Annotated in this window: 26 protein-coding genes; 14 read left to right on the top strand and 12 right to left on the bottom strand. The window is 54.0% G+C overall.

Annotated elements, in window-relative coordinates:
- The first annotated feature begins 9 nt into the window (after positions 1-9).
- The 5 genes from ACVV26_RS05245 (at position 10) to ACVV26_RS05225 (ending at position 5,080) form a co-directional block, all read left to right on the top strand.
- Positions 10-129, top strand: coding sequence for a GpE family phage tail protein (locus ACVV26_RS05245; RefSeq protein WP_154827285.1), 120 nt, complete (start codon positions 10-12; stop codon positions 127-129).
- Positions 122-3,238: a phage tail tape measure protein gene (locus ACVV26_RS05240; RefSeq protein WP_312730805.1), complete on the top strand. Its 3,117-nt coding sequence runs from the start codon at positions 122-124 to the stop codon at positions 3,236-3,238. The genes ACVV26_RS05245 and ACVV26_RS05240 overlap by 8 nt, the downstream gene beginning before the upstream one ends.
- Complete coding sequence (locus ACVV26_RS05235) at positions 3,235-3,699, top strand: phage tail protein (RefSeq protein ID WP_312730802.1); 465 nt, start codon at positions 3,235-3,237, stop codon at positions 3,697-3,699. Before ACVV26_RS05240 ends, ACVV26_RS05235 begins: the two co-directional genes overlap by 4 nt.
- Positions 3,696-4,796 (top strand): phage late control D family protein, encoded by a 1,101-nt coding sequence (locus ACVV26_RS05230; protein WP_312730799.1) that lies wholly within the window; start codon positions 3,696-3,698, stop codon positions 4,794-4,796. Before ACVV26_RS05235 ends, ACVV26_RS05230 begins: the two co-directional genes overlap by 4 nt.
- Before the next feature lie 65 nt (positions 4,797-4,861).
- The gene (locus tag ACVV26_RS05225; protein WP_312730797.1) at positions 4,862-5,080 is read left to right on the top strand and encodes an ogr/Delta-like zinc finger family protein; all 219 of its coding nucleotides are present in this window, start codon (positions 4,862-4,864) and stop codon (positions 5,078-5,080) included.
- A 154-nt stretch (positions 5,081-5,234) separates the two neighbouring features.
- Here ACVV26_RS05225 and rplS read toward each other — a convergent pair whose 3' ends face one another.
- The 5 genes from rplS to ffh form a co-directional block, all read right to left on the bottom strand.
- Complete coding sequence (rplS, locus tag ACVV26_RS05220) at positions 5,235-5,582, bottom strand: 50S ribosomal protein L19 (RefSeq protein WP_002437770.1); 348 nt, start codon at positions 5,580-5,582, stop codon at positions 5,235-5,237.
- Positions 5,583-5,627: 45 nt separating this feature from the next.
- Positions 5,628-6,401, bottom strand: coding sequence for a tRNA (guanosine(37)-N1)-methyltransferase TrmD (trmD, locus tag ACVV26_RS05215; protein WP_474800323.1), 774 nt, complete (start codon positions 6,399-6,401; stop codon positions 5,628-5,630).
- Between the two features lie 30 nt (positions 6,402-6,431).
- On the bottom strand, positions 6,432-6,980 hold the full coding sequence (gene rimM / locus ACVV26_RS05210; protein ID WP_312985249.1) for a ribosome maturation factor RimM: 549 nt from the start codon (positions 6,978-6,980) through the stop codon (positions 6,432-6,434).
- Positions 6,981-6,998: 18 nt separating this feature from the next.
- Positions 6,999-7,247, bottom strand: a complete 249-nt coding sequence (rpsP, locus tag ACVV26_RS05205) for a 30S ribosomal protein S16 (RefSeq protein WP_002437767.1) — start codon at positions 7,245-7,247, stop codon at positions 6,999-7,001.
- 264 nt (positions 7,248-7,511) lie between these two features.
- On the bottom strand, positions 7,512-8,873 hold the full coding sequence (gene ffh, locus ACVV26_RS05200; protein ID WP_474800321.1) for a signal recognition particle protein: 1,362 nt from the start codon (positions 8,871-8,873) through the stop codon (positions 7,512-7,514).
- Between the two features lie 168 nt (positions 8,874-9,041).
- Between ffh and ACVV26_RS05195 the strand changes: the two genes are divergently transcribed.
- Complete coding sequence (locus tag ACVV26_RS05195; RefSeq protein ID WP_474800319.1) at positions 9,042-9,833, top strand: cytochrome C assembly family protein; 792 nt, start codon at positions 9,042-9,044, stop codon at positions 9,831-9,833.
- Positions 9,834-9,846: 13 nt separating this feature from the next.
- Positions 9,847-11,133 (top strand): HlyC/CorC family transporter, encoded by a 1,287-nt coding sequence (locus tag ACVV26_RS05190; RefSeq protein WP_474801739.1) that lies wholly within the window; start codon positions 9,847-9,849, stop codon positions 11,131-11,133.
- A gap of 33 nt (positions 11,134-11,166) precedes the next feature.
- Here ACVV26_RS05190 and grpE read toward each other — a convergent pair whose 3' ends face one another.
- Complete coding sequence (gene grpE, locus ACVV26_RS05185; protein WP_312985245.1) at positions 11,167-11,757, bottom strand: nucleotide exchange factor GrpE; 591 nt, start codon at positions 11,755-11,757, stop codon at positions 11,167-11,169.
- A 120-nt stretch (positions 11,758-11,877) separates the two neighbouring features.
- Between grpE and nadK the strand changes: the two genes are divergently transcribed.
- From nadK to ACVV26_RS05165, 4 genes are all read left to right on the top strand, one after another.
- Entirely contained in the window at positions 11,878-12,756 is an 879-nt protein-coding gene (gene nadK, locus ACVV26_RS05180; protein WP_125294817.1) for an NAD(+) kinase, read from the top strand.
- 85 nt (positions 12,757-12,841) lie between these two features.
- Positions 12,842-14,503 carry a DNA repair protein RecN gene (gene recN / locus ACVV26_RS05175; protein ID WP_474800317.1) on the top strand — a complete coding sequence of 554 codons (1,662 nt, stop codon included), beginning with the start codon at positions 12,842-12,844 and terminating at the stop codon, positions 14,501-14,503.
- A gap of 219 nt (positions 14,504-14,722) precedes the next feature.
- Positions 14,723-15,061 (top strand): outer membrane protein assembly factor BamE, encoded by a 339-nt coding sequence (gene bamE / locus ACVV26_RS05170; RefSeq protein ID WP_312985279.1) that lies wholly within the window; start codon positions 14,723-14,725, stop codon positions 15,059-15,061.
- Between the two features lie 48 nt (positions 15,062-15,109).
- The gene (locus tag ACVV26_RS05165; protein WP_474801737.1) at positions 15,110-15,613 is read left to right on the top strand and encodes a ClbS/DfsB family four-helix bundle protein; all 504 of its coding nucleotides are present in this window, start codon (positions 15,110-15,112) and stop codon (positions 15,611-15,613) included.
- A gap of 5 nt (positions 15,614-15,618) precedes the next feature.
- On the opposite strand, the gene ACVV26_RS05160 is transcribed toward ACVV26_RS05165, so the two are convergent.
- Together ACVV26_RS05160 and ACVV26_RS05155 are read right to left on the bottom strand one after the other, a co-directional pair.
- Positions 15,619-15,909 (bottom strand): RnfH family protein, encoded by a 291-nt coding sequence (locus tag ACVV26_RS05160; protein WP_474800315.1) that lies wholly within the window; start codon positions 15,907-15,909, stop codon positions 15,619-15,621.
- On the bottom strand, positions 15,899-16,336 hold the full coding sequence (locus tag ACVV26_RS05155; RefSeq protein ID WP_203124251.1) for a type II toxin-antitoxin system RatA family toxin: 438 nt from the start codon (positions 16,334-16,336) through the stop codon (positions 15,899-15,901). Before ACVV26_RS05155 ends, ACVV26_RS05160 begins: the two co-directional genes overlap by 11 nt.
- A 142-nt stretch (positions 16,337-16,478) precedes the next feature.
- Between ACVV26_RS05155 and smpB the strand changes: the two genes are divergently transcribed.
- Together smpB and ACVV26_RS05145 are read left to right on the top strand one after the other, a co-directional pair.
- Positions 16,479-16,961 carry an SsrA-binding protein SmpB gene (gene smpB, locus ACVV26_RS05150; RefSeq protein WP_312985240.1) on the top strand — a complete coding sequence of 161 codons (483 nt, stop codon included), beginning with the start codon at positions 16,479-16,481 and terminating at the stop codon, positions 16,959-16,961.
- A 306-nt stretch (positions 16,962-17,267) separates the two neighbouring features.
- Positions 17,268-17,621, top strand: a complete 354-nt coding sequence (locus ACVV26_RS05145; RefSeq protein WP_474800313.1) for a hypothetical protein — start codon at positions 17,268-17,270, stop codon at positions 17,619-17,621.
- 76 nt (positions 17,622-17,697) lie between these two features.
- On the opposite strand, the gene ACVV26_RS05140 is transcribed toward ACVV26_RS05145, so the two are convergent.
- Positions 17,698-18,558, bottom strand: a complete 861-nt coding sequence (locus ACVV26_RS05140) for a LysR family transcriptional regulator (RefSeq protein WP_474800311.1) — start codon at positions 18,556-18,558, stop codon at positions 17,698-17,700.
- 230 nt (positions 18,559-18,788) lie between these two features.
- On the opposite strand from ACVV26_RS05140, the gene ACVV26_RS05135 reads away from it, so the two are divergent.
- The gene (locus ACVV26_RS05135; protein ID WP_474800309.1) at positions 18,789-19,178 is read left to right on the top strand and encodes a M15 family metallopeptidase; all 390 of its coding nucleotides are present in this window, start codon (positions 18,789-18,791) and stop codon (positions 19,176-19,178) included.
- A 186-nt stretch (positions 19,179-19,364) separates the two neighbouring features.
- Here the strand turns inward: ACVV26_RS05135 and ACVV26_RS05130 are convergent, their stop codons facing one another.
- From ACVV26_RS05130 to ACVV26_RS05120, 3 genes are read right to left on the bottom strand one after another with little or no spacing between them, the layout of a single operon-like run.
- On the bottom strand, positions 19,365-20,534 hold the full coding sequence (locus tag ACVV26_RS05130; protein ID WP_474800307.1) for a beta-barrel domain-containing protein: 1,170 nt from the start codon (positions 20,532-20,534) through the stop codon (positions 19,365-19,367).
- 9 nt (positions 20,535-20,543) lie between these two features.
- Positions 20,544-22,676: a type I secretion system permease/ATPase gene (locus ACVV26_RS05125; protein WP_474800305.1), complete on the bottom strand. Its 2,133-nt coding sequence runs from the start codon at positions 22,674-22,676 to the stop codon at positions 20,544-20,546.
- 23 nt (positions 22,677-22,699) lie between these two features.
- The gene (locus tag ACVV26_RS05120; protein ID WP_474800303.1) at positions 22,700-24,055 is read right to left on the bottom strand and encodes a TolC family outer membrane protein; all 1,356 of its coding nucleotides are present in this window, start codon (positions 24,053-24,055) and stop codon (positions 22,700-22,702) included.
- Between the last annotated feature and the right edge of the window lie 29 nt (positions 24,056-24,084).

Genomic DNA, 24,084 nt, shown 5'->3' with positions numbered 1-24,084 from the left:
GATGATTTAATTGCCGATATCGCCACGATCTTTCACTGGCCGCCCGATGTAACCGGCGATATGTCGCTGACAGAACTGCTGGAGTGGCGGCACAAAGCCATTTTACGAAGTGGGGCCGCCGATGAGTGACCGTAACCTGCGCTTGCAGGTTGTATTAAATGCCGTTGATAAGCTCACCCGCCCGTTTAAGGATGCGCGTGCCGGTTCTCAGGAACTGGCCGCCGCCATCAAAAAATCCCGTGATGCCCTGAAACAGCTCGACCAGGCTGGCGCGAAGCTTGACGGGTTCCGCACCCTGCAACAGTCCGTAAAACAGACCGGTGCCGATCTGGCACAGGCACGCCTGCGCGCCCAGATGATGACCCGCGAAATGGCGGGGATGGAAAATCCGACAAAGAAACAGACTAAAGCCCTGGAAGACCAGTGGCGGGCCGTGTCGCGCCTGGAGAAAAAACAGCAGGAAGAAACCGCGCAGCTAAACCGGGTCCGGGCGGAGCTGTACCGGATGGGTATTTCTGCCAAAGACGGCACCGGCGCAACGGAGAAAATCCGCCGGGAAACGGCCCGCTATAACAATGAGCTACGGGAACAGGAAGCCAGGCTGAAGCGCGTCGGTGAACAACAGCGCCGCGCAGCCGCTGCCAGCGCTGCGTTTCAGCGTTCAAGAGCATTACGCAATGAAATTGCTACAACCGGGACGGGTATGGTAGCGACGGGTGTGGCAACTGCCATGCCGTTGATGGCCCCTGTCCGGGCGTACTCGGAATCGGAAGAGGCAGCGACACAGCTGGCGGCGTCAATGATGGCTCCGGGGGCTAAGGTGCTGCCTGAATATGAGCAAATAAATAAGCTGGCGCTTCAGCTTGGTGATCGCCTGCCCGGCACTACGGCAGATTTTCAGAACATGATGACGATGCTTCGCCGTCAGGGGATGTCAGCAACAACGATCCTGAATGGACTTGGTGAGGCTACGGCTTATCTCGGCGTTCAACTGAAGTTACCCGCAACAGAAGCTGCGGAATTTGCTGCCAAACTTCAGGACGCAACCGGGACGACAGAAAAAGACATGATGGGCCTGATGGATGTTATCCAGAAGGGTTTCTATGCAGGTGTTGATCCAAACAACATGCTTAACGGCTACGCAAAAATTTCTAGTGCCATGTCAATTCTCAAGGTGAAAGGGCTGGAAGCGGCGAAAGTTTTTGCACCGTTACTTGTTATGGCCGACCAGACAGGCATGGCGGGTGAATCAGCAGGCAACGCTTACCGTAAGGTTTTCCAGGCGGCAATGAACCGGGACAAGGTGACCGGGGCTAATGATGATCTGAAAGCTGCGGGTTATAAAATCAGTCTCAATTTCAGTGACGGCAAAGGCGAATTCGCCGGGCTTGAGGCACTTTATCAGCAGTTGCTGAAGCTCAAAAATATCTCCACAGAAATGCGGCTCGCCACTTTGAAAGGCATTTTTGGGGATGATGCGGAAACCCTCCAAGTTCTGAATATCATGATTGATAAAGGAATGGATGGTTACCGTGAGGCGGAAGGGAAATTGCAGGCGCAGGCATCCTTGCGTGAGCGTGTTGATTCCCAGCTTAAAACGCTGGGCAACCGCTGGGAAGCTGCGACCGGATCGTTTACCAATGCTTTAGCCACAATAGGCGCGACCGTTGCGCCGGAACTAAAACAACTGGCTGACTGGCTGGGCAATCTGGCGAACCGTCTAAATCAGTTTGTTCAGCAACACCCGAAACTGACCTCGTCAATTTTTAAAGTAGTTGCCGGTTTTGCAATCATTACTGCCACGCTGGGAGCATTGGGGCTCGCGGTTGCTGCGATTCTGGGGCCGCTGGCGATCATGCGTTACGGCTTTAGTTTCTTGGGCGGCGGCGCGCTTTCCCGCCTGCTTCCGGGGTTCGGCGGGCTGGCGGCCATTATTGCCAGTCTGGCTCCGGGTCTGGCCGGTGCCGGTGGCGGGATCCGGGCATTTCTGGCAAGCCTTCAGAATACAGATGCGGCTTCCGTGCTAGAGCGCATCCGGGACGCCCTGTCCGGGTTCGGTGGGGATGACGAGGAAGGCGGCATACTGGATGCGCTGCGCAACGGGGTACTGAAGCACCTGAAAGAGCAGGCAGAGAACGCTGGCGGCGCGCTGGTCGCCGCGTTCCGTAACCCTGTCGCCACGCTGTCAGCCCTGCGGGGGCATGTGGCCGGGCTGGCAACGGCAGGCTTTGGGATGCTCGGTACGGCGGTGAGCCGCTTCGGTAATATCCTGCTGGCGCTTGTCACCTCGCCGCTGGCGCTGCTGCGCACGGCACTAATGGCAACCGGCGGCCTGCTGGGAGCACTGCTGAGTCCCGTCGGGCTGGTCGTTATGGCGCTGTCTGCCGTCGCGCTGGTTGTCTGGAAATACTGGCAGCCCATCACGGCATTTTTATCCGGGATGGTGGAAGGGTTTCAGGCGGCTGCCGGGCCGGTTAAGGAAGCGTTCGAGCCGGTGCGTCCGGTGTTTACATGGATTGCGGATAAGGTGGCGGCGCTCTGGAAGGGGTTCACGGACCTGCTGGCCCCGGTGAAATCCTCGGCTGAAGAACTGAACCATGCGGCGGATATGGGTAAGCGTTTCGGTCAGATGCTGGCTGACGGGCTTGCCATGGTGATGAGTCCGCTGGAGTCGCTCAAGTCCGGCGTGTCCTGGCTGCTTGAGAAGCTGGGGATCGTCAACAAGGAATCGCAGAAACTGCCCGATGCCAGAGCCGTTACCGGAAACAGTTACAGCGCCTATGGCACCGCCGCTGCCAGCGGTTACGGCGGCGGCTACAACCTGCCGATGTACGATTCCGGCGGCTTCCTCCCCGCCGGTAAAATGGGCATTGTCGGTGAGAATGGCCCGGAACTGATAAACGGGCCGGTCAATATCATGAGCCGTCGCCGTACCGCCGCACTGGCTGCCGCTACGGCGATGGCGTTCGGCAGCCTGTCACAGCCTGTTGCCGCGAAACCACTTCATCCGTTAAGCCTGCCGGTTGCTGAATACCGGCAGCCGTCAGCCGGGCTGCGTGGCGGTGATCAGTCCGTTTCATCCGGTCCGGCAAAATATGAAATCAACATTCACCAGGCACCGGGCCAGAGCGCACAGGATGTGGTGGCGGAAGTTATGCGCCAGCTCGACGCGCGGGAACGCCAGCGCGCCGCCGGTCGCCGCAGTAGCTTCAGTGATAGAGGGGATTTTGAATCATGATGATGACCCTGGGCCTGTTTGTATTCATGCTGAAAACCGTGCCGTTCCAGCAATTGCAATTGCAACAGCAGTGGCGACACGCCAGCAACAACCGCGTGGGCCTGCGCCCGTCGCTTCAGTTTCTGGGGCCGGACAGCGATGTGATAACCCTGTCCGGGATGCTGATGCCCGCCATTACCGGAGGGAGGCTGTCTATGCAGATGCTGGAACTGATGGCGGAAACCGGCAAGGGCTGGCCGCTACTGAAAGGCAACGGGACTATTTACGGCATGTTCGTGATCGAGAATATCGGGCGAACGGAAAGCGAGTTTTTCAGCGACGGTTCACCGAGAAAAATTGAATTTACCGTGACACTGAAGCGTATGGATGAGTCGCTCAGTCAGATGCTGGGCGACCTGTCCGGGCAACTGACCCAGCTTAAGGACAACGCGGTCAGCAGTGTGGGGGATTTGCTGTCATGACAGAAATGACCATGTTTGCCGGTAGTGAATGTGTCCCGGCTTACCGGGTGATGATGAAGGACCGGGATATCACGCAGAACCTTGCGCCCCGGCTTATTTCCCTGACGCACACAGATAACCGTGGCTTTGAAGCTGACCGCCTCGATTTGGAACTGGGCGACGCGGATGGTCTGCTGGAGCTGCCGCGCCGGGGTGCGGTACTGTCGCTCGCGCTGGGCTGGAAGGGAAAGCCGCTGATCGTGAAAGGGGATTTTACCGTTGATGAAATTGAGCATTACGGAACGCCGGACCGCATCACCGTGCGGGCGCGTAGCGCGGATTTTCGCGCCACGCTGAACACTCGCCGGGAGAAGTCCTGGCATAAAACCACCGTGGGGAAAATGTGTGAAGAAATCGCCGCCCGGCACAAGCTGGAAACGGCCATCGGTACGGACATGGCCGCGCAGGAGGTGGACCACATCGACCAGACCAATGAATCAGACGGGTCATTTCTGATGCGGCTGGCCAGACAGTATGGCGCGATTGCATCCGTTAAGGCGGGCAGGCTGCTGTTCATCCGGCAGGGCCAGGGCAAAACCGCCAGCGGGAAAGCGCTGCCGGTTGCCACAATAAGCCGCCAGTCCGGCGATCAGCACCGCTTCAGCCTGGTGGACCGGGAAGCCTACACCGGAGTGATCGCTTCCTGGCTGAACACCCGCGAGCCGGTAAAGAAAGACCCGGCAAAGGTGAAGCGCAGGCGCCGGAAGTCCAGCACATCCACGACCAAAACCCCGGAAGCCAAACAGGGGGATTACCTCATCGGGACGGATGAGAATGTCCTGGTTCTTAGCCGGACGTATGCCAACCGGCGCAACGCGGAGCGCGCCGCAAAGGCGACATGGGAACGGCTTCAGCGTGGCGTGGCGTCGTTTTCTATCGGTCTGGCGATGGGGCGCGAGGATTTATTCCCGGAACTGCCGGTCAGGGTAAGCGGATTCAAACAGCAGATTGATGAAGCGGACTGGATTATCACTACTGTAACCAACTCCATAAACGATAACGGTTTTACGACGTCACTGGAACTGGAAGTTAAAATTTCAGATACGGACATGAATTAAATCATTTTGAAAATGCAAGTTACAAGTTATCATATTTAAACTTTTCGAGCTGGAGAAACCTGAAAATGATGAATTGTCCTCTCTGTGGTAATGCAGCGCATACGCGGAGTAGCTATCAGGTATCGTCAAACACAAAAGAAAGATATAACCAGTGTCAGAACATTGAATGCGGACATACGTTCATTACTCATGAAACATTTGTCCGATCTATTTCTACACCACAACGTGTCAACCCTGCCCCACCTCATCCTCAGTGCAATGGACAAAGCCATTTAATTTTTTAACAAAGCCCGCGTAGAGCGGGTTTTTTATGTCCATGACTGTCCACTGTCCACCGTTTCGGTGGGCAATTTATGGACACAAAATAAAAACAAGGGGCTGGCAAAATGCCAACCCCTTGTATCTACACTACTTTCACGGATGTCGCTTAAGCGAATCTTAGTTCAGGCGCTCTTTAATACGAGCTGCCTTACCAGTACGCTCACGCAGGTAGTACAGTTTAGCTTTACGAACGGCACCACGACGTTTAACAGCGATGCTGTCAACAACCGGTGAGTGAGTCTGGAATACACGCTCAACACCTTCGCCGTTGGAAATTTTACGAACAGTGAATGCAGAGTGCAGACCGCGGTTACGGATAGCGATAACCACGCCCTCAAATGCCTGCAGACGTTTTTTGGAACCTTCAACAACCCATACTTTCACTTCCACGGTGTCACCCGGACGGAAGGAAGGTACGTCCTGCTTCATCTGCTCTTGTTCAATTTGCTTGATAATGTTGCTCATAATTTAATCTCTTATCCTGGGTAAACTGATGTTTTGGGTGGCCGCTTATGCGTCGCCAGTCCCATCATGTTTATGCTGCTGTTGCGCGTGTTCACTTTTGAACTCCGCCAGCAACCTTGCTTGCTCTTCAGTCAGAGCCAGGTTTTCCAAAAGTTCAGGTCTTCTAAGCCAGGTTCGACCCAGTTGCTGCTTCAAACGCCAGCGACGAATTTCAGCGTGGTTCCCCGACAGCAATACTGCCGGTACGTCCATCCCTTCCAGTACTTCAGGGCGGGTGTAGTGTGGGCAATCCAGCAACCCGTCAGCAAATGAATCTTCAATTGCTGATGCTTCGTGACCCAGCACCCCCGGAATAAACCGGGCGACCGAGTCAATCAGCGTCATTGCTGGTAACTCACCACCGCTGAGAACGTAATCGCCGATTGACCATTCTTCGTCAATTTCGGTTTGGATCACGCGCTCATCAACCCCTTCGTAACGGCCACAAACCAGAATTAACTTCTCGTTTGTCGCTAACTCACTGACGCCTTCTTGATCAAGCTTGCGTCCCTGAGGTGAAAGGTAGACAACCTTCGCGCCTTCGCCCGCCGCAGCTTTTGCGGCATGAATAGCATCCCGTAAGGGCTGCACCATCATTAACATCCCCGGTCCGCCGCCGTAAGGACGATCGTCCACGGTACGGTGCCGGTCATGAGTGAAATCACGCGGACTCCAGCTCTGGATGCTCAGCAGGCCATTTTTTACTGCCCGGCCAGTTACCCCGTAATCGGTAATTGCGCGGAACATCTCAGGAAACAGGCTAATTATGCCAATCCACATAGCGCCGTCTTTTACCGTATTCAGAAGTATTTAAAAACCAGGATCCCAATCTACTTCAATGGTTTGAGTAGCGAGATCGACTTTCTTGATAACCTGCCCATCGAGGAACGGAACCAACCGCTCCTTGATGCCGAACGCATCTTTCAGGTTTGCCTTGATGACGAGAACGTCATTCGACCCGGTTTCCATCATGTCAATGACTTTACCGAGCTGATATCCCTGTGTAGTCACTACCTGGCAACCGATAAGGTCTTTCCAGTAGTAGGTACCGTCTTCGAGACTGGGCAGTTGCGTTGAATCGACCACAATTTCGCAATTGGTGAGCAGATTCGCGGCATCCCGATCGTCAACGCCTTTCAGCTTGATGATCAGATCCTGATTGTGGTGCTTCCAGCTTTCCAGCTGTACTGGCTGCCACTGACCCGCCTTCTGGATAAACCAGGGCTGATAGTCAAAAATGCTTTCAGCGTCTTCGGTGGAGGAAAACACTCTGAGCCAACCACGGATCCCGTAGCAGGAGCCCATTTTCCCGAGAACAATTGGGTTAACAGGTGCCTTTGCGGTTTCTTGCTTGCTCATCATGACCACCGTGACAGATTAAGCTGCTTTTTTTGCTGCTTTGATCAGCGCGGAAACGCGATCGGAAACGGTAGCGCCCTGGCCAACCCAGTGCTCAATGCGGTCCAGATCCAGGCGGGTGCCTTCTTCTTTTTCGCTGGCGATTGGGTTGAAGAAACCAACGCGCTCAATGAAGCGACCATTGCGTGCATTACGGCTGTCGGTCACGACAACCTGGTAGAACGGACGCTTTTTCGCGCCGTGACGTGCTAAACGAATAGTTACCATAACATCCTCTATAGTGAATAAAACACCAGGCCCCCTCGAGGGAAGGGGCCCGGTGTCATATTAAAAGCCCGAAGATTTTACTCATTTTCAGCTAAAAAGCAATCAGCAGATGAGATTCGGTGAGATTAAACGAGCTGAAGGGCTAAAGGCCGTCGGCGGTGCGGCCAGTTTGGCGACGGCGTGCGCGCAACCGCCGGAGCGTACACGCAGTACGTGACGGTGGCGAGCACACCCCGGCGTCAAAATGGCAAACAAGCCAGGTCGTTATCTTCCCGGGAAGCCTGGTGGCATCATCCCTTTCATCCCCCGCATCATCTTCGCCATCCCGCCCTTCTTCATTTTCTTCATCATGCGCTGCATGTCGTCGAACTGTTTCAGAAGGCGGTTAACGTCCTGCACCTGCATACCGCAACCGGCAGCGATGCGGCGCTTGCGGGAGCCTTTAATGATATCGGGGTTGGCGCGCTCTTTCAGCGTCATGGAGCTGATGATGGCTTCCATACGCACCAGCACTTTGTCATCCATTTGGGACTTCACGTTATCCGGGATCTGCCCCATGCCTGGCAGCTTGCCCATCAGGCTCGCCATGCCGCCCATGTTTTTCATCTGCTTGAGCTGCTCAAGGAAGTCATTCAGGTCGAAGCCGTCGCCTTTCTTCAGCTTATTGGCAAGTTTCTCCGCCTGGGCGCGGTCAACTTTGCTTTCGATATCTTCGATCAGCGACAGCACATCGCCCATGCCGAGAATACGCGAGGCAATACGGTCCGGGTGGAACGGCTCCAGCGCTTCGGTTTTTTCACCGACGCCGAGGAATTTGATCGGCTTACCGGTAATGTGGCGAATAGAAAGCGCCGCACCGCCACGGGCATCGCCGTCGACTTTAGTCAGCACCACGCCAGTCAGCGGCAGCGCTTCGTTGAACGCCTTCGCGGTGTTCGCCGCATCCTGACCGGTCATGGCGTCGACCACAAACAGGGTTTCTACCGGATTAATCGCGGCATGAACCTGTTTGATCTCGTCCATCATCGCTTCATCGACGTGCAAACGACCGGCGGTATCCACCAGCAGCACATCGTAGAATTTCAGTCTGGCTTCTTTCAGCGCCGCGTTAACGATATCGACCGGCTTCTGCGCCACATCGGACGGGAAGAAATCTACGTTAACCTGCTGCGCCAGGGTTTCCAGTTGTTTGATCGCCGCCGGGCGATACACGTCAGCAGAAACCACCATCACCTTTTTCTTGTGCTTTTCGCGCAAGAATTTACCGAGCTTACCGACGCTGGTGGTTTTACCCGCACCCTGCAGGCCCGCCATCAGCACCACCGCAGGCGGTTGCGCCGCGAGGTTCAGCGACTGGTTCTCTTCGCCCATCGCCGAAACCAGTTCGTTACGGACGATTTTGACGAATTCCTGGCCTGGGGTCAGGCTTTTATTCACTTCATGACCAACCGCTTTTTCTTTCACGCGATTGATAAATTCACGCACTACCGGCAACGCCACGTCGGCTTCCAGCAGCGCCATGCGCACTTCGCGCAGGGTTTCTTTGATGTTGTCTTCGGTCAGGCGTCCGCGGCCGCTGATATTGCGCAGCGTACGCGACAAACGATCGGTTAAATTATCAAACATGGTCTTTTGCCTAAGAGGTCACATTAAGGCCGCCACAGCGACTCTGATTCAGAATGGGTCGGAGTATAACACGATCGGTGTATTGAGTGTGTTCCAACGGTTGGAGCCTGAGTCACGTAACGGTATACTGATCCACTTTCCTTTCTGGCGAATGAACGACACCCTTATATGCCTTTTTTCGCACTACTTGCGCTCGTCGCTTACTCCATCAGCCTGGCGCTGATTATTCCCGGCCTGCTTCGAAAGAACAGCGCATGGCGCCGTATCGCCATTATTTCCGCCGTGATTGCGCTGATAAGCCACGGCCTTGCGCTGGAAGCGCGGATTTTCCCGGCAGACGGCTCCGGTCAAAACCTCAGCCTGCTTAACGTCGGCTCGCTGGTGAGCCTGCTGATCTGTTCCGTAATGACGATTGTCGCCTCACGCAATCGCGGCTGGCTGCTGCTGCCTATCGTTTACGCCTTTGCGCTAATCAATCTGGCGTTCGCCAGCTTTATGCCTAACGAATTTATCACCCACCTCGAAACCACACCGGGGATGATGGTGCATATTGGGCTGTCGCTGTTTGCCTACGCCACGCTGATCATCGCCGCATTGTATGCGCTACAGCTGGCGTGGATCGATTATCAACTTAAGCATAAAAAGCTGGCGTTCAATAATGAAATGCCGCCGCTGATGACCATTGAGCGTAAAATGTTCCACATTACCCAGGTGGGCGTGGTCCTGCTGACACTGACGCTCTGCACTGGTCTGTTCTATATGCATAACCTGTTTAGCCTGGAAAATATCGACAAAGCCGTGCTGTCGATTATCGCTTGGTTTGTGTACATCATTTTACTCTGGGGCCATTTCCATGAAGGCTGGCGCGGGCGTCGCGTCGTGTGGTTTAACGTGGCGGGTGCGGCCTTATTAACGCTGGCTTACTTCGGCAGCCGCGTTATACAGGAATTCGCTGGCTAACTAAGGATTTCCCCTGGAACATATCTCAACTACCACATTAATTGTCTCCCTGATCGTAATGGTTGTGGTTTCAGCCTACTTTTCAGGCTCGGAAACCGGCATGATGACGCTTAACCGCTACCGGTTGCGTCATCTTGCCAAACAGGGCAACCGCGCCGCCCGGCGCGTTGAAAAGCTGCTGCGCAAGCCTGACCGCCTGATTAGCCTGGTGCTGATCGGCAACAACCTGGTCAATATTCTCGCCTCAGCCATCGCCACCATCGTCGGCATGCGCCTGTACGGTAACGCGGGTGTGGCTATCGCTACCGGCGTGCTCACCTTCGTGGTGCTGGTGTTCGCTGAAGTGCTGCCGAAAACCATCGCCGCGCTGTATCCCGAAAAGGTCGCTTTTCCCAGTAGCGTCCTGCTTGGCCCGCTGCAAATTGTAATGATGCCGCTGGTGTGGCTACTGAATACCGTCACGCGCATTCTGATGCGCATGGTCGGAATTAAAGTGGATAACGTAGTAAGCACGGCGCTGAGCAAAGACGAGCTGCGCACCATTGTGAATGAATCCCGCTCGCAGATTTCCCGGCGTAATCAGGACATGCTGCTGTCGGTGTTGGATCTTGAAAAAGTCAGCGTCAACGACATCATGGTGCCGCGCAACGACATCGTCGGCATTGATATTAATGACGACTGGAAGTCCATTGTTCGCCAGCTTACGCATTCGCCCCATGGGCGTATCGTGCTGTACCGGGACTCGCTGGACGACGCCATCAGCATGTTGCGGGTGCGCGAAGCGTACCGGTTGATGACCGAGAAGCAGGAGTTCACCAAAGAAACGCTGCTGCGCGCTGCCGATGAAATTTATTTCGTGCCGGAAGGTACGCCGCTCAGCACGCAGTTGATCAAATTCCAGCGTAATAAAAAGAAAGTCGGCCTGGTGGTGGATGAGTACGGCGATATCCAGGGACTGGTGACTGTAGAAGATATTCTGGAAGAGATCGTCGGAGACTTCACCACCTCTATGTCGCCCACCCTCGCGGAAGAAGTCACGCCGCAGAATGACGGGTCGGTGATTATCGAAGGCGGCGCCAACATTCGCGAAATCAATAAAGCATTCAACTGGCATCTTCCGGAAGAAGAGGCACGCACCATCAACGGCATGCTGCTGGAGGTGCTGGAAGAGATACCTGCGAACGGCACCCGGGTGCGCATCGCCCAGTACGATGTCGATATTCTGGATGTGCAGGAGAATATGATCCGCCAGGTACGGATCATTCCAGTCAAACCGTTACGCCAGAGCGTAGAAGAATAAAAAACCCGCCAGTCGGCGGGTTTTTCATTAGGGTCAGGCTTTCGCCTTCGCCACGGTCACCATCGCGGCGCGAATGGTGCGACCATTCAGGGTGTAGCCTTTCTGCATCACCATCAGCACATTGCCTGGCGCGACGTCCTCTGACTCCACCATAGCAATCGCCTGATGTACGTTCGGATCGAGCGGAACGCCAGTATCGGCAATCACTTCCACACCGAACTTACGCACCACATCCAGCATGGATTTCAGGGTCAGCTCGATGCCTTCAATCATGGCGCTCATATCCGGGTTGGCTTTATCCGCCACTTCCAGCGCGCGATCAAGGCTATCGATAACCGGCAGCAGTTCGTTGACGAATTTCTCAAGCGCAAATTTATGCGCTTTTTCAACATCCTGCTCGGTGCGGCGACGCATGTTGTCGACTTCGGCTTTAGAACGTAACACCGCGTCACGCTCGCGCTGTTGAACTTCCGCTAGCTGCGCCTGCAGGTTAGCAATCTGTTCATCGCGCGGATCCACCTGTTCAGCTGTTTCTGCGGTTTCCACGTCCACCGCCTCGTGCTGTTCCGTGATGACCTCTTCCGGGGCTTGCCCGTCAGGCGTTTTCTGTTCTTTACTACTCATGAAATTCTCCGCGTTTCTTAGCATTCAACTCGCTGGTTCGCTTATTATGGGGATCAGTTTACGGGTTTCAAGGGAACCGGGCAGATTGTCGCTGGCTAAATCACAAAGGATCACCAGAAAATGAATAAACATTTCAATTGCATTGGTATTGTTGGGCATCCCCGTCACCCAACCGCGCTCACCACGCATGAAATGCTCTGGCGATGGCTTAGTGAAAAAGGCTATGAAGTCATTATTGAGCAACAAATTGCGCATGAGCTCAAGCTTAAAGGCGTCAAAACTGGCACTCTGGCAGAAATAGGCCAACAGGCCGATCTCGCCGTGGTGGTGGGTGGGGACGGCAATATGCTGGGCGCAGCGCGGGTTCTGGCGCGTTATGACATCAAAGTCATCGGCATCAACCGCGGCAATCTCGGCTTCCTTACCGACCTGGACCCGGACAACGCCCAGCAGCAGTTGGCGGACGTGCTCGAAGGGCATTACATCGCAGAAAAACGCTTTTTGCTGGAAACCCAGGTGTGCCAACAGGACTGCCAGAAGCGCATCAGTACCGCCATCAACGAAGTGGTGCTGCATCCCGGAAAAGTGGCGCATATGATCGAGTTTGAAGTTTATATTGACGAGAAATTCGCGTTTTCCCAGCGCTCCGACGGGTTAATTATTTCCACACCGACCGGCTCAACCGCCTATTCGCTTTCCGCAGGTGGGCCGATCCTGACGCCATCCTTAGACGCCATTACCTTAGTGCCGATGTTCCCGCACACGCTTTCCGCGCGCCCGCTGGTGATTAACAGCAGCAGTACCATCCGGCTGCGTTTTTCGCATATGAGTAGCGATCTGGAAGTGAGCTGCGACAGCCAAATCGCCTTGCCGATTCAGGAAGGCGAAGACGTTTTGATCCGCCGCTGCGACTATCACCTAAATCTTATCCATCCTAAAGATTACAGCTATTTCAACACGCTAAGCTCAAAGCTGGGATGGTCAAAAAAATTATTCTGAAACCGCACTCCCCTCTTTACTGTATAAGGAACCCGTATATACTGTATGCATAAACAGCAATGTTCTTTTATACAGGAAAGCGGTTATGCTGGCACAACTGACCATCAGCAATTTCGCTATAGTTCGTGAACTTGAAATCGACTTTCACGGCGGTATGACCGCCATTACGGGTGAAACCGGCGCGGGTAAATCCATAGCGATTGACGCGCTGGGCCTGTGCCTGGGCGGCCGCGCAGAAGTCGATATGGTGCGCGCAGGCGCATCGCGCGCTGATCTGTGCGCCCGTTTCTCGTTAAAAGACACGCCTGCCGCCCTGCGCTGGTTGGAAGAAAACCAGCTTGAAGACGGAAGTGAGTGCCTGCTTCGCCGCGTTATCAGCAGCGATGGGCGTTCACGCGGTTTTATCAACGGCACCGCAGTTCCTTTGTCACAACTGCGCGAACTCGGCCAGTTGCTGATTCAAATCCACGGCCAGCATGCCCATCAACTGCTGCTTAAGCCTGAACACCAACGCACGCTGCTGGACGGCTACGCCGGTGAGCATGCGCTTACTCAGCAAATGGCCCAGCACTATCGCCAGTGGCATCAAAGCTGCCGCGATCTGGCGGCCCACCAGCAGCAGAGCCAGGATCGCGCCGCGCGCGCCGAGCTGCTGCAATATCAATTAAAAGAGTTAAACGAATTCTCCCCGCAGCCGGGCGAGTATGAGCAGATTGATGCGGAATACAAACGGCTGGCAAATAGCGGCCAACTGCTCTCTTCCGGGCAACAGGCGCTCCAGCTGATTGCCGATGGCGAAGACGCCAATATTCAAAGCCAGCTCTACTCTGCCCGCCAGTTGCTTGTTGAGCTGGCTGGCATGGATGAAAAGCTATCCGGGGTACTGGATATGCTGGAAGAAGCAGCAATTCAGTTAACCGAGGCCGGTGATGAACTGCGCCACTACTGCGATCGCCTGGATATGGACCCGAATCGCCTGTATGAACTGGAGCAACGCCTTTCCCGCCAAATCAACCTGGCGCGTAAGCACCGTATCGCACCAGAAGCACTGCCCGCGTTTCATCAAAGCCTGTTGGATGAGCAAGCTCTGCTTGATGGCCAGGCCGATTCGCTGGAAGCCTTAACGGAAGCGGTGGCCGTGCATCATAAGCTGGCGCTGGAAACCGCTAAAAAACTGCATGACAGCCGCCGCGCCTACGCCAGCGAGCTGAGCCAGTTAATTACTGAAAGTATGCACTTACTTTCCATGCCGCATGGCCGCTTGAGCATTGAAGTCGTGTTTGAAGAAAACCACTTGACCGCCGATGGCGCTGACCGGATCGATTTCCGCGTTACCACCAACCCAGGCCAGCCGTTACAGCCTCTGGCGAAAGTGGCTTCCGGTGGCGAACTTTCCCGTATCGCGCTGGCGATTCAGGTGATCACCGCCCGTAAGATGGAAACTCCGGCATTGATTTTCGATGAAGTGGACGTGGGCATCAGCGGCCCGACGGCAGCGATTGTCGGCAAAATGCTGCGTCAGCTTGGCGAATCCACCCAGGTCATGTGCGTTACCCATCTTCCGCAGGTGGCGGGCTGTGGGCATCAGCATTTCTTTGTCAGTAAAGAAACTGACGGCGCGATGACGGAAACTCACATGCAGCCGTTGGATAAACGCGCTCGCTTGCAGGAACTGGCGCGTTTGCTGGGCGGCAGTGAAGTGACCCGCAATACTCTGGCGAACGCCCGCGAACTGTTAGCCGCTTGATTCGTTTACCGGCGGCGCGTGAGACAATGGCGCGCCACTGGTTAAATTATCGCCAACTGTTCCAGTGAAAATCCGTTATAACGACTTTTCACTAACTTTTTTCCACTCTCGCGGTCATAGTGAAGCGCCTAAGGTTTTAAACTGGCTGAAGGTTTATTATCATCGGCAAATTATCCATGAGCCACAAACTGCTCGGGCCCGAAAAGGAATCACATGACTATGCGCTGTAAAACGCTGACTGCTGCTGCGGCGGCCCTTCTGATGCTGACCGCTGGTTGTTCCACTCTGGAGCGAGTGGTATACCGTCCGGACATCAACCAGGGCAACTACCTGACTACCAACGACGTATCGAAAATTCGCGTCGGGATGACACAACAGCAGGTTGCGTATGCACTTGGCACCCCAATGATGAGCGACCCGTTCGGCACCAATACCTGGTTCTACGTGTTCCGTCAGCAACCGGGCCATGAAAACGTCACTCAGCAAACGCTGACCCTGACCTTTAACAGCAGCGGTGTGCTGACCAATATTGATAACAAACCCGCGCTAACAAAATAACGCGTTAAAAAGGTGCCAGATGGTGCCTTTTTTTATGGGATGAATATCGTGTCTGTACCGGAGAATAAACAGCAGTTGCTGGCGGCGATGAATAAAAACTGGGATGCGCTACAGAAAAAACTCAGCGGCGTTCCCGCCGACCAGGTTTTTATCGCACAACTCGACGGCCACGCCAGCGGCACGCAAATGAGCGTGGCGAATCTGGTGAGCTACTTAATCGGCTGGGGAGAACAGGTGCTGTACTGGCATCAGCAGGAACGCGCCGGGCAAGATATCGATTTTCCCGCAAGCGGTTATAAATGGAATGAACTCGGCAAACTGGCGCAAAAATACTATGCCGATTACGCCACTCTCACCTCATGGCCCGCGTTACTTGAAAAGCACGCACAAACCCATCAAAAGCTGGTTGAACTGGTAGAAAGCTATAGCGATGAGGCGCTATACGGCGTTGCCTGGTACAACAGCTGGACGCGGGGACGCATGATCCAGTTCAATACGGTGTCGCCGTATAAAAATGCCGCCACGCGATTGAACGCCATACTCAAAAAGTGATGGCGCTATTTCTTCGCTGCCTTTTCCGCACGCTGACGGCGCAACTCTTTCGGGTCGGCGATTAACGGACGGTAAATTTCCACTCGGTCGCCATCGGAGAGTACGTCGGTGAGTTTTACCGGCCTGCTGTAAATACCCACCTTATTTTTCTTCAGATCGATATCGGTGCGCAGCGCCAGCAGGCCCGAGGCGTGAATCGCCTGCTCGACCGTAGCGCCCTCTTCCAGCGTCACGCGCCGCAGATACTGCTTTTCCGGCAGCGCGTAAGCCACTTCAACAGCGATCTTAGCTGGCACTGTAAACCTCTTTTGCCCGGGCGGAGAACGCCTGAACCATGCTGCCTGCCAGCTCTTTAAACACCCGGCCAAACGCCAGTTCAATCAGCTTGCTGGTAAATTCGAAATCAAGCTGGAACTCGATGCGGCACGCCTCCGGGCTGAGCGGGGTAAATTTCCAGCCGCCCATCAGGCGCTTAAACGGCCCGTCCACCAGATGCATTAAAATGCTCTGGTTGCTGGTCAGGGTATTACGGGTGGTGAACGTTTTGCTGATCCCTGCTTTCGAGACTTCCACCGCCGCGGTCATTTGCGTCGCGGAGGATTCAAGTACCCTGCTGCCCACGCAGCCTGGTAAAAATTCGGGATAGGACTTCACATCATTCACTAATTGGTACATCTGCTCGGCGCTGTATGGTACCAGGGCAGTGCGGCTAATCTGAGGCATAGCGTTTCCTGTCGTTCTGCAACCTGCCAAGAATAGCATTTATCCTGGGTGAAACAAAAACTCTCAGGCCTAAGACGTGCTACTATAACGGCTTTCCGCCCCTCAGGATGGGGTGCCTTTTTTACGGATACTGAGTGCCATTATGACGAAGAAAAAAGCACACAAACCGGGTTCTGCCACTATCGCGCTGAATAAACGCGCCCGTCACGAATACTTCATTGAAGACGAATTTGAAGCTGGCCTTGCCCTTCAGGGCTGGGAAGTAAAATCCTTACGCGCCGGAAAAGCTAACATCGGCGATAGTTATGTGATCCTCAAAGATGGCGAAGCCTATCTGTTTGGTGCGAACTTTACGCCGCTGAACGTCGCGTCAAGCCATGTGGTTTGTGACCCGACTCGTACCCGTAAGCTACTATTGAATCAGCGCGAACTTGATAATCTGTATGGTCGTATCAACCGCGATGGCTACACTGTGGTCGCTCTGTCGCTGTACTGGAAGAACGCGTGGTGCAAAGTCAAAATCGGCGTGGCGAAAGGTAAGAAACAGCACGACAAGCGCTCGGATGTCAAAGAGCGTGAATGGCAGGTAGATAAAGCCCGCATTATGAAAAACGCGGGCCGTTAACTCCCCTAAAATCCCAACCCCGCGGTTGGGATTTTTATTACCGCACCCTTAGCGCCTCTCCGTGATTTAGACCCCAAATCGGTATGATTTAATGCTGCGCTTATCGGCTATTTATTTTTTCATCTTAATACAAAACAGATGACTTCATGAATAAGGGAATAAATCATACCCTACCTCGCCCTTTATAAACTCGCGGCTATTTTTTAGTACTATAAATATCAAATACAATTGAATTCTCGCTGATTAATGCCAGTAGTATCCTTGATGGATCAAGCGCCCCCTCAATTTGAGTTACAAGGAAAAGGTATGAGCAATAAAATTACTATTAGTGAACTTATCAGTGAACTGTTTTCTCAACCGAAAGAGACTATTAAAGTTCTGTCAATACTCATGCTGGGTGAGATTGGTAGATGGCTTTATGGAAAAGGGAAAGTACGCGAGCGTATTGGCGACCTTATTGTATGTTTAATGATATTTTATCTTATTCGCCCCCATATCATTGTGATACCACCCTTATATGGCATAAAACTTTCACCAGGCGCTATTGCTATTATTATCGCACTATTGGGAACTCATGGCATTGGAAGGGTTTTTTTATATATGATTAAAAAGAAAACCGGCATTGAGCTTGGTAGCACCAAAAAAAATAACATTAATTAACACTAAGATAAGCCCATTTATGGGCTTATCAAATCATAATCATAATAGCTGCCTGTATACAACATAGCTTATCCATTCATAACAGTTGCCCCAGGGTATTTCTTATTGAGTGCAACGTAGGTATGCATTTTTCTGACAGATTATGATAAATATTAACTTTAAGATGCCAACCCTTTAAAGGGATACGTTCTATACTTTCTGTTTTATAAATGCAGGAAATTTTTTCTGGTATTATCACCGCCCCATGCCCCTGATGTACTTTATAAATCAGGGTGCTAAAGTCATAATTATGCTTTATTATTTCGATATCTGAGAAATTTCCTCCCAGCCTCTCCATAATTTTCTCTTCAAAAAAACAGCTGAACATGTCCTTCCATAAGAAAACTTTCAGTTTCGGTGCTTTTTTATTCTCGTCTTTAGTTTTAAGTAATGTTAACTCACCCCCCTCCCACGACAAATAATTATAGTGCACTATCGGGGAGAGCTTTCGTAGGGAAATAATAATAACATCCGCATTGTGCTTATTCGTTTCAAGAAACTGATCGGTGATAGTTTCTTTCTCACACACCATATTTGATTGTTCATCATTTGCATTGAAAATCGATACCACAAGCCGATATAAAACTTCAGGAAAGCTAACATCAAAAATCAGTTTAACATTTTTGACGCGATCGTTTCTTTTAATTTTCCTTTCAATTTTTTGATGCGCTTCATAGATGGGTAATAAATCATAATAGAGTTCCAATGCTAACTGCGTTGGCTCAAGAGTATTGTACAGGCGTACAAAGAGTTTATCTCCTATGAATTTTTCAAGGTCAGCCAGAATTTTGCTTAATGGTGTTCTGGTGATAAAAAGTGTCTCAGCAGCTTTTGTAATTGATTTATGCTCCATTGCAACCATGAAATATTTTAACTGCTTTGATATAAAAATTGCCATTCAGTATCTCCATCCATGTTTATGTATCTGACACTCCGACGGTATCAACCGTTTAATCATCTGTTAGCTCAAATTTTAACAATATCCCTTACATTTATTGAGCATTTTTCAACTATGTATCAGCTTATAAATATTCATGGTGTAACTAGAAGCTCTCAACAAGAAATAAATAACCAAGAATGATTTGTTTTACATATGATTCCCATTTAACCATTTAAAGGAAATAAAAAATGAATCAATACAAATTTAGTCTTAGAAGTGAGAAAAATTTGCAAGGTGTCAACAGCGATCTCATCAAACTTGTTCGACAGGCCCTGACGTTAAGCGAAATCGATTTTGGTATTACGGAAGGTCTACGCGCTATTGAAAAGCAAAAGCAATTAGTGAAGGAAGGGAAGTCCAGAACGATGAATAGCCGGCACTTATCAGGTCATGCAGTCGATCTTATTGCATACCCGGCAGGTGAGGCATCCTGGGAATTTAATGATTACAAACAGATTGCTAAAGCTTTTAAGGAAGCCTCAATCCAATTGAAAATCCCGCTGGAGTGGGGAGGAGACTGGCCTGGTTTTCGTGATGGGCCGCATTTCCAGTTACCCTGGAAATACTATCCGTTATAACAATCATATTGATTAATGTTATAAGGCAGCACGGAAACATTACCGTCCTGCCTTATCAGGAGAGTTATTCGCCATCATCAGTGCGTTATAAACGGAGTAATTTCCCGCAGGGTTTACTCTGCTATTTTTGAAATCTCTATGTTTCTGCCATGCAAGCGCACAACAGGAACGCTTACCGATCTTCGGCTACCGCTCCCTTAACGCCTCTTTCACCTTATTCAGCGGCTTGATTAAGTAATCGAGCACCGTTTTCTGCCCAGTCTTAATCTCCACGCTCGCCACCATCCCTGGCAAAATCGGAAAGCGTTTGCCGCTGCGGTTTTCCAGCTCCGCATGATCGGTACGCACATACACCCGGTAGTAAAACTGGTCGCGCTGCACTTCGTCCTGAAGAGTATCCGGCGACACGATTTCCACTCTGCCATCCAGGTTGCCATAGATAGACGAATCATAGGCCGTGATTTTGACCGTCGCGGGCAGGCCGGGTCGGATATAAGCGATATCACGCGGGTTAATGCGCGTTTCGATCAGTAGCTTGTCCTCCAGCGGCACAATCTCCATCAACTTGCCGCCCGGCTGAAGTACGCCGCCCACGGTGGTCACCTGGATGTCTTTCACTACCCCGCGCACCGGCGAATAGAGCGTGGCGCGATCCAGCTGATCGGCTTTACCCGCCATCGCCTGGATCTGGGCATCCAGATCGGCATCGTTCTTCACCTGCTCCTCCCTGGCGCGCACCGTGTACTGGTTACGCGCTTCGTCGATCTTACCGCGCAGCTCGGCCACCTGGCGTTGCAGGCGGATCACCTCCACCTGGCCCGCTGCCCCTTTCGCTACCAGCGGCTGGGTCATGCGGATTTCGGCATTGATCAGCTCCAGCGTCTTTTGCAGGTTGGAAACTGTCTCATTGAGGTTACGCCGCCGCGATTCATAAAGCTGACGTTCGCGCGCCACCAGGTTCGGCTCGCGCATCGACTCCTCGCTGAACTTCAACGGCTCGCCGGTGAGTTCGGCGCGCAGCCGCTCGCTGGAAGCCCGCAACGCTCTGGCCCGCGCCGCCGCTTCGCCGTAGTTGGACTGAAAACGCGTAGGGTCAAGTCGTGCCAGCATCTGGCCCTGCTCGACGATATCCCCCTCCTGCACCAGCAGCGCATTGACAATCCCACCGTCGAGGCTCTCTATCACCTGCGCATGGCTGGACGGCGTCACTTTGCCCGTGCCGACGGTGACCTCATCCAGCATGGCAAACCATGCCCAGACAAAAAACACCACCAGACCAATCAGCGACAGCCAGATCACCGACGAATAAAAGCGCCCCTGACGCGCCAAATCTTCCTCAAGAGTAAGTTGACTCATCCTGTTTCCTTAAGCGATGGACGCCACATTGCTGTTACGTTGGGCAGTTTTGAGGATTTGATCGCGCGGCCCGTCCGCCACTACCTGGCCGTTATCCATTACGATCACCCGGTCCACCAGCGCCAGCAGCGCCGGACGATGAGTGACCAGTACCAGGGTACGGCCCGTCAGCCACTGGTGCAGCTGGCGGATAATCAGGTTTTCCAGTTGCTCATCCATGTTGGCCGTGGGTTCGTCCATCAGCACGATTTGCGGATTACGGACGATCAGTCGGCTCAGCAGCACCATTTGCCGCTGGCCGCCGGACAGTCCGCGTCCGCCTTCATTAATCAGCCGGTCGAGGCTGGCGGCGTCCTGCTGCACCATATTGAGCGCCCCGCTGATGCGCAGCGCCTGTAATAGCTCCGCGTCGGTGGCATGCGGATGACCGAGCATCAGGTTCTGGCGCAGGGTGCCGAAAAACAGCCGGGAATCCTGCGACAGGTAGCCTACCTGGCGGCGCACGTCGTTAGGGTCGATATGCGCCAAATCCACGCCATCGATAATCACTTTGCCTTTTCCCGGCTGCGCCTGGCCACTGAGCAATTTCAGCAGCGTCGATTTACCGGCACCGACTTTGCCTAAAATCGCTACACGCTCGCCGGGTTTGATCTCCAGCTTGCCGATGGACAGCGCGCGGTCGCTCTTTTCTTCGTCGTAGCTGTATTGCGAATTCTGGAATTGGTAATGCCCGGCCAGCACCGGGCAATGCGCCATCTTGCGGGAGGCTTCGCGATCCAGCGGTTTTTTCAGCAGTTCGTTCAGCCCGCTCATGGCGGTTTTTGCGTGCTGCCAGCGGGAGAACACCATGGTCAGTTGCATCAGCGGCGCGAGGGTGCGTGACGAGAGCAGACTGCACGCCACCAGCGTCCCGGTAGTGATTTGCCCGTCGAGTACCAGATAGCTGCCGAACACCAGCATTCCGGCGTAGGTGATTTGCTGCACGGTGGAGGCCCAGCCGCTCAGGCGCGCCCCCCAGATGCGCTGCTTCATGCCGATGCTGGCCCCCACATGGTGGGTGTGCTCCCACTGGCGCTGAAAGTACGGTTCCGCCTGTAATGCCTTGATGTCCTCCACCCCTTCGATGGATTCCACCAGCACCGCGTTGCGGATCGCGCTCTCGCGCATCCCCTCTTTGGCAAGCTTCGCCATCGGCCACTGGATCAGAATCCCTGGGATCACAATCAGCGGGATCGCCAGTAACGGGATCGCCACCAGCGGCCCGCCTACCAGTGCCATAATGCCGAGAAACAGCAGCACGAATGGAATATCCATCGCCGCCCCCACTGTGGTGGAGGTCAGCAGTTCACGCACCTGATCGATTTCCCGCAGCTGTGAAATAAACGATCCAGTGGATTTCGGGCGGGCGTCGTTTTTGATCGCCATCGCCCTGGCGAAAAACAGTGACGAGACCTGTAAATCAATATGCTTGCCCATAATGTCTGACACGTGGGTACGCGCCAGGCGGATAAAGAACTCCAGTAGCGCCGCCATCAGCACCCCGAAGAACAGCACCCACAGCGTCGGGAAGGACTGCGCCGGGATCACCCGGTCGTAAACCTGCATTGAAAACAAAATCCCCGCCAGCGCCAGCACGTTGCCCACCACCGACGCCAGCGAGATTTCCGCCAGCTTGCGGCCTGCGTGGCGGAAATGCCGCCAGAACCAGTGCGGCTCCCAGGCCTGGGCAAACTCATCAATGCGCGGGTCGTGGCTGCGGGCGGCGATGCCGATCATCACCACCTGATCCTGTAACCGTTCCAGCAGCGTTTCCAGCGCCTCTTCGCGCACCAGATCGCCGCCGTCACTCACCCAATAGCTGGCGAGGCCGTCGCCGTCCAGCGCCTCAATAAGCACCAGGTTGCCGTCCTGGCCTGGCACAATCACCGGCAAATTTTGCGGGCTCCAGCGCATCCGGTCGCGGGGCATCATTTGAATTTGTAATCCCATTAACCCTGCCATGCGGGAAAGCCGCTGGGAAAGCGGCAAGTTTTCAAACCAGCGCATTTGCTGGCGGACGGCAGGGGCATCGCTGGTCAGGCCAAAACGCCCTGCGGCGCGGGTCATTGCGGCTATCCAGGATGCGGTATCGGGCTGTTCCATACTGACTCCTTCACATGCGCTGCCTATAGCGACGGCAGGCTGTCTCCTGTTAAACGGGTGCGCTCGATGCCCAACATATCGAGCAAATTATCTACCGCTCCGGCGTAGCGCACGGCGGCGTCCCAGGCGTCATAGCGGGCGACGATGGCGGCGCTTTCCGCCGAAAACACGTCCTGCTCGACGCTCAGCAAATCATTCAGGCTGCGCTTGCTTAACTGGTATTCGTCGCGGTACACCCCGCGCGCCTGGCCTGCGCTTAACAGTTGCAGCTCACCGGCCTGCTGGCGCTGCTGCGCGCCGGTTAAATCCGCCCAGGCGGTGGCGGCCTTTTGGTTGACGTCAAGCTTGCTGGCTTCCACCTGGGCGCGGGCGTTGGCCCGGTCGCCTTCGGCGGCATCCACCCGGGCGCTCACCGCGCCGCCCTGATACAGCGGCGCATCCACCACCAACTGCACTTCGTCATCCCAGTAGTCGCCGTTGTCGTTCTGATAACGGGTACGCCCCGCCTGTACCGAAATAGTCGGGTAGTGCTGCGCCCTGGCCTGGCGGATGCGCTCTTCCGAAGCCAGCTGTTTCGCCTGGGCGCTACGTACTGCGTTGTTCTGGTCGTAAGGCAGAGATTTGAGCGAGATTTTTTGCTTCATCAGATCGTCAGGCAGGTCTGGCAGGTTGTCGGAGATCACCCCGGTCAGCACGCTGAGCGACGCCTGCGCCGAACGCATCTGCGCCTGATACTGCTCAAAAGTGGCGTTCATGGCGGCGATGCGCGTGCTGGCCTGCAACACGTCGGACTGGGAGCTCAGCCCCGCCCCGGCGCGCAGCTTCGCCATTTCGCGGACCGACTCCAGCGAACGGCGGTTGCGCTCCGCCGCTTTCGCCAGCGCCTGGTAGCGCTTGACCTGCAAATAGGATTGCAACGTTTCCATGCCGACCTGATTCAGGGTGGTGTACAGATCGTACTGATAAGAGGTCGACAGGTTTTCCTGTTCATCTATGCTGCCGCCGGTTTTGCCAAAATCCCACAGCAGCTGTTTCAGGTTGAGGCCCGCCGCCGCGTTGCTGTTCAGCGAACCCGCGGAGTCGGTACGGTGAGTACGCCCGGCGTTGCCGGTGAGCGCAATTTGCGGAAACCAGGCGCTTTCCGCTTCGGAGAGATTGGCTTTCCCGACCTGTATTTGCGCCGAGGCCTGGGCGATTTTAGGGTTGCGGGCAAAGGCGCGCAGAATCGCTTCTTTAATGGTCAGCTGCGCCTGGAAGGCTTCGGTTGGCGCGGTTTGCCAGCGAAAGTCCTCTTGCGCCGCTGCGTTTGCCACACTGCACAGCGCGACGGCGACCAGCAGCGCCGTCACCGTGCGTCGATACACCGGTTTTATCGTCATCGAATTCCACCTTGTAAAGCCGCCCGCAG

The sequence above is a fragment of the Atlantibacter sp. MEI4A-1023 genome, assembly GCF_056155425.1.
This window is presented reverse-complemented; position numbering and strand designations above follow the sequence as displayed.